The organism is Flavonifractor plautii ATCC 29863, from assembly GCF_000239295.1.
Lineage (GTDB): Bacteria > Bacillota > Clostridia > Oscillospirales > Oscillospiraceae > Flavonifractor > Flavonifractor plautii.
Genome location: NZ_JH417820.1, coordinates 1 through 5,999 on the forward strand (window position 1 = coordinate 1; position 5,999 = coordinate 5,999).

At 65.0% G+C, this 5,999-nt stretch carries 4 protein-coding genes; all 4 read left to right on the forward strand.

Going from position 1 to position 5,999, the window contains the following annotated elements; translation table 11 throughout:
• Positions 1 to 138: 138 nt before the first annotated feature.
• The 4 genes from HMPREF0372_RS13775 (at position 139) to nrdG (ending at position 5,965) form a co-directional block, all read left to right on the forward strand.
• Positions 139 to 1,386: a homocysteine S-methyltransferase family protein gene (locus HMPREF0372_RS13775; protein ID WP_007493652.1), complete on the forward strand. Its 1,248-nt coding sequence runs from the start codon at positions 139 to 141 to the stop codon at positions 1,384 to 1,386.
• Between the two features lie 218 nt (positions 1,387 to 1,604).
• Positions 1,605 to 3,926 carry an anaerobic ribonucleoside triphosphate reductase gene (locus HMPREF0372_RS13780; protein ID WP_007493654.1) on the forward strand — a complete coding sequence of 774 codons (2,322 nt, stop codon included), beginning with the start codon at positions 1,605 to 1,607 and terminating at the stop codon, positions 3,924 to 3,926.
• 250 nt (positions 3,927 to 4,176) lie between these two features.
• Entirely contained in the window at positions 4,177 to 5,382 is a 1,206-nt protein-coding gene (locus HMPREF0372_RS13785; RefSeq protein ID WP_007493659.1) for a class I SAM-dependent rRNA methyltransferase, read from the forward strand.
• Between the two features lie 55 nt (positions 5,383 to 5,437).
• Positions 5,438 to 5,965, forward strand: coding sequence for an anaerobic ribonucleoside-triphosphate reductase activating protein (gene nrdG, locus HMPREF0372_RS13790; protein WP_007493661.1), 528 nt, complete (start codon positions 5,438 to 5,440; stop codon positions 5,963 to 5,965).
• The last annotated feature ends 34 nt before the right edge of the window (positions 5,966 to 5,999 follow it).

Consider the following 5,999-nt stretch of genomic DNA (forward strand, 5'->3'; position numbering starts at 1 on the left):
TCAGATGTCCAATATGTATTGTAGTCCTACACCCTTTGTTTTTGTCTATATGAGGCTGTACTTGCATTCCCATATCGTTTTGTGATATACTATCTCCCAATCATGCAGCCATGCAATTTTAGGAGGAATAAAACAATTATGGACACCATCCCCCCCTTATCCCTGCCCATCCTGCTGGACGGAGCTACCGGCTCCGAGCTGTATAAGCGGGGCATGCCCGCCGGCGCGTGCACGGAGCAGTGGGTGCTCGGCCACCCGGAGGCCCTGCTGGAGCTCCAGAGGGGTTATGTGGCGGCCGGCAGCCAGGTGCTGATCGCCCCCACCTTCGGGGCCAACCGGGTGCGGCTGGAGCAGCACGGTATCTTCGGGCAGGTGGCGGACTACAACCGCCGGCTGGTGGAGCTGTCCCGGCAGGCTGCCGGCGGCCGCGCTCTGGTGGCGGGGGACATGGCCCCCACGGGGCTGTTCATCGCCCCCTTCGGGGAGAGCAGCTTTGAGGAGCTGGTGGCCATCTATACCGAGCAGGCGGCTGCCCTGGCGGCGGCGGGGGTGGACCTCTTCCTCATTGAGACCACCATGACCATGCCCGAGGCCCGGGCGGCGGTACTGGCCTGCAAGAGCGTGTCGGATAGGCCGGTGTGGGTTACCTTTACCTGCGACGAGAACGGCCGTACCCTCTCGGGCACCGACGTGCTGGCCGCCCTGATCGTCATGCAGGGCATGGGGGTGGACGCCTTCGGGCTGAACTGCTCCTCCGGCCCGGCGGAGATGCTGGAGCAGATGCGCCGCCTCACCCCCTACACCACCGTCCCGCTCATTGCCAAGCCCAACGCGGGCCTGCCCGAGACGGTGGAGGGGCAGGCGGTGTACCACTGCCCGCCGGAGGAGTTCGCCTCCTACGCCGCCGGCTTCGCGGCGGCAGGCGTTCGTATCTTTGGCGGCTGCTGCGGCACTACGGCGGAGCATGTGGCCGCCCTGCGCGCCGCGGTGGAGGCGGTGGATTTCTCCGCCTTCGTCCCGCCCAGGCGGGATCCCGATGTGATTCCCTGCGCCAGTGAGAAGGAGGCCCGGTTTATTACGCCCGACATCGATGTGGGGGAGACCATCGAGTGCACCTCCGATCTGCTGGAGGATATTCTGGAGGCGGAGGAGAACGCCCCCCAGGGCGCGCTGAAGATCGCCATTTACGACGAGGACGACCTCTACACCTTTGCCGAGAACCAATACGCGGTGAAGGATGCGCTGTGCCTCTGGACCGACGTGCCCGAGCTGCTGGAGCAGGCCCTGCGGCTCTACCAGGGCCGGGCCTTCTGGGACGGCACCGGGGAGCTGGAGGCGGCCTTCCTCCAGGAGATGGCCCGGAAATACGGCCTGGTGCTGCTGTAAATCCCGTCAAGTCCCCTGTTCCAAAATCAGCGAAACCGCCAAAAAGCACGCCCTGTTTTTGGGGCGCGCTTTTTGTTTTGTGCCTTGACGGGCCAACCAAGATACGGTATCATAGGAGACATCAAGAACATAAGAACACAAGATGTAGTGCCAAGCCTGGACGGGGTGTCTTTCCCTGTGTTGGCTTTTTTCATGAAGGAAGAAGGGGGCGGACAGCCATGACACTGACAAAGATCCGCAAGCGGGACGGCCGCCTGGCCGAGTTCAACGAGGAGAAGATCGCCCGCGCCATTGAGAAGGCGTTCAACGCCACCTACAAGCCCGGACGGGGGGAGGAGGCCAGAAAGCTGGCCGACGAGGTGCTCTCCATCCTGGAGGTGGAGGGGCAGGCCCAGCCCGATGTGGAGCACATTCAGGATCTGGTGGAGCGGGTGCTCATGGACAACGGCTATGTGCAGACCGCCAAGTCCTACATCCTCTACCGGGAGGAGCGCAGCCGCGCCCGGGAGATGAACACCCGGCTGATGAAGACCTATGAGGACATCACCTTCTCCAAGGCCAAGGACTCCGACATCAAGCGGGAGAACGCCAACATCGACGGGGATACGGCCATGGGGAGCATGCTCAAGTTCGGCTCCGAGGGGGCCAAGCAGTTCTACGACATGTTTGTGCTCAACCCCGACCACGCCCGGGCACACCGGGAGGGGGACATCCACATCCACGACCTGGACTTCCTCACCCTCACCACCACCTGCTGCCAGATCGACATCAAAAAGCTGTTCGAGGGGGGCTTCTCCACTGGCCACGGCACCCTGCGGGAGCCCAACGACATCTCCTCCTACGCCGCCCTGTGCTGCATCGCCATCCAGTCCAACCAGAACGACCAGCACGGCGGCCAGAGCGTGGTCAACTTCGACTACGGCATGGCCGACGGCGTGCGCAAGACCTTCGCGCGGGTGTACCGCCAGAACCTGGACCGGGCCCTCATGCTGCTGGAGGGCCGGGAGGACCCGGAGAGGGAGCTGAGGGCCCTTATGGCGCAGCTCAAAGCCGACACCGGGCTGGCGCCCACTCTGGAGGACTGCGGAGACTACTTCGCCGCCGAGCGGGCCGCGCTGGTTCCCGCCTTCGGCACGGCGGAGCAGGTGGAGAAGGCCCAGGCCTTCGCCCACCAGCGGGCGGTGAAGGAGACCGACCGGGCCACCTATCAGGCCATGGAGGCCCTGATCCACAACCTGAACACCATGCACTCCCGGGCCGGGGCCCAGACCCCCTTTTCCTCCATCAACTACGGCATGGACACCTCCCCGGAGGGGCGCATGGTGATGAAGAACGTCATGCTGGCCACCGAGGCCGGCCTGGGCGGCGGAGAGACCCCCATCTTCCCCATCCAGATCTTCCGGGTCAAGGAGGGGGTCAACTACAACCCCGGCGAGCCCAATTACGACCTGTTCCAGCTTGCCATGCGGTGCTCCGCCAAGCGGCTGTTCCCCAATTTCTCCTTCATCGACGCGCCCTTCAACCTGCAATACTACAGGCCCGGCCGCCCCGAGACCGAGATCGCCTACATGGGCTGCCGCACCCGGGTCATCGGCAACGTGTACGACCCCGGGCGGGAGATCTGCAACGGCCGGGGCAACCTGTCCTTCACCACCATCAACCTGCCCCGGCTGGCCATCAAGGCCAGGGGGGATCTGGACGTCTTCTTCGAGGGGCTGGACCGGATGCTGGATCTCTGCGTGGAGCAACTGCTGGAGCGCTTTGAGATCCAGTGCCGCAAGCACGTATACAACTACCCCTTCCTCATGGGCCAGGGGGTGTGGCTGGACAGCGACAAGCTGGACTGGGACGACGAGGTGCGGGAGGTGCTCAGGCACGGCACCCTCACCGTGGGCTTCATCGGCCTGGCCGAGACCCTCAAGGCCCTTGTTGGCGTCCACCACGGGGAGAGCGAGAAGGCCCAGGTGCTGGGCCTGGAGATCATCTCCCACATGCGGGCCCGCATGGACGAGGAGGCCGCCAAACGGGGCCTCAACTTCTCCCTCATCGCCACCCCCGCCGAGGGGCTGTCCGGCCGGTTCGTCAAGCTGGACCGGGCCCGCTACGGCTCCATCGAGGGGATCACCGACCGGGAGTACTACACCAACTCCTTCCACGTGCCGGTGTACTACCCCATCTCCGCCTACGATAAAATCCGGATTGAGGCTCCCTACCACGCCCTCACCAACGCCGGCCACATCAGCTATATCGAGATGGACGGCGATCCCACCGACAACCTGGAGGCCTTCGAGAAGGTCATCCGCTGCATGAAGGAGAGCGGCATCGGCTACGGCAGCGTCAACCACCCGGTGGATCGTGACCCGGTGTGCGGCTTCTCCGGCATCATCGGCGACCAGTGCCCCGGCTGCGGCCGCACCGAGGCCGACGGCGTGCCCTTTGAGCGCATCCGCCGCATCACCGGCTATCTGGTGGGAACCCTGGACCGCTTCAACAACGGCAAGCGGGCGGAGGAGCGCGACCGGGTAAAGCATTCGGTGTAATAGGGACGGGGACAAGCCTAGGGCTTGTTTGAAAAATATCAACATGCCCAATCGACGGGTCTTTTGTCCCCTGGACGGCGCAATTTTTCCTTGAAATCCGTCCGGATTCCCGCGAAAAAATTGCTTGCCAGCGGTCCCAAATCCCTCGCCGCTGGGCACATCGCCAATGTTCAAACAAGCCCTAGCGCTGCCTCGTAGGGGCCGATGCCCACATCGGCCTGCTCAACCAGTCTTGTAGAGGAGAGATACCATGTCAGACACGCCCGCCATCCGTCTCAAGCGGGGAGAGGGCCGCGCCTTCAAGGCCGGCGGCCCCTGGATTTACGACAACGAGATTGCAGAGATTCTGGGCGAACCCGCCGACGGCGGCATCGTCCGCATCGAGGACTACAACGGCTACCCCCTGGGGGTGGGCTTCCTCAACCGGGCCTCCACCATCGCGGTGCGCGTCCTGTCCCGGGACGCCGGGGCCGTCATCGACCGGGATTTTCTGGAGCGGCGGGTACGGGCCGCCTGGCAGTACCGCAAGGACACGGTGGACACCTCCTCCTGCCGGGTGATCTTCGGGGAGGCCGATTTCCTCCCCGGCCTGGTGGTGGACAAGTTTGCCGACGTGCTGGTGGTGGAGTCCCTGGCCCTGGGCATCGACCGGCTGAAATCCACCATTCTGTCTCTGCTGGTGGATCTTTTGAAGGAGGACGGCATCTCCGTCCGGGGCATCTACGAGCGAAGCGACGCCAAGGTGCGCCTCAAGGAGGGCATGGAGCGGGTGAAGGGCTTCTTGTCCGACCCCTTCGATCCGGTGGTGGAGATTGTGGAGAACGGCGTCCGCTATCAGGTGGACGTGGCCGAGGGGCAGAAGACCGGCTTTTTCCTGGATCAGAAGTACAACCGGCTGGCCATCCAGCCCCTGGCCCGCGGCGGCCGGGTGCTGGACTGCTTCACCCACACCGGGGCCTTCGCCCTCAATGCTGCCAAGGGCGGCGCGGCGGAGGTGCTGGGGGTGGACGCCTCGGAGCTGGGGGTGGCCCAGGCCACGCAGAATGCCGCCCTCAACGGCATGTCCGACCGGGTACGCTTTGCCTGCCGCGACGTGTTCGAGCTGCTGCCGGAGCTGGAGCGGAAGGGCGAGAAATTTGACCTGGTGATCCTGGACCCGCCCGCCTTCACCAAGTCCCGCGCCTCAGTGAAGAAGGCGGTCACCGGCTACCGGGAGATCAACCTGCGGGGCATTAAGCTGGTGAAAAACGGCGGCTATCTGGCCACCTGCTCCTGCTCCCACTTCATGACGCCGGAGCTGTTCACCAAGACCATCGGGGAGGCCGCCCGGGACGCCCGCCGCCGCCTGCGGCAGGTGGAGTACCGCACCCAGTCCCCCGACCATCCGGTGCTGTGGGGGGCCGACCAGTCCCTCTACCTGAAGTTCTATATCTTCCAGGTGGTGGACGACGCATAAAGCGAACAGGGCCGCCGCATCCGCGGCGGCCCTGCTGTTTGAGGGAGGAAGCGCCATGCGCATCGCCAATACCGTATCCGACTCCATCGTGGACGGCCCCGGCCTGCGGTTCACCGTCTTCACCCAGGGCTGTCCCCACCGCTGCCCTGGATGCCACAACCCGGGCACCCACGATCCAGCCGGGGGGCGGGAGGTCTCGGTGGCGGAGCTGGCGACGGAGCTGTCCGGCAATCCGTTGACCAACGGCCTCACCCTCTCCGGCGGGGAGCCCTTCTGCCAGGCGGCGGAGTGCGCCGCCCTGGCCCGCATCGCCCGGGAAAGGGGCTTGAACGTGTGGGCCTATACGGGGTATACTTATGAGAGACTGCTCGCCGGAGAGGTGCCGGACGCGCTGGCCTTGCTGGAGCAGGTGGACGTGCTGGTGGACGGGCCCTTTGTGGAGGTGGAGAAGTCCTACGCCGCCCTGTTCCGGGGGAGCGCCAACCAGCGGCTGATCGACGTGCCCAAGTCCCTGGCCGCCGGGGCGGTGGTGCTGTGGGAGCGGCCCGATCCCCTGGCCCACTTCACCCGGCCGGAGTCGTGAGGCCGGGCGGCCACAAGGGCCGCCCCTACAGACG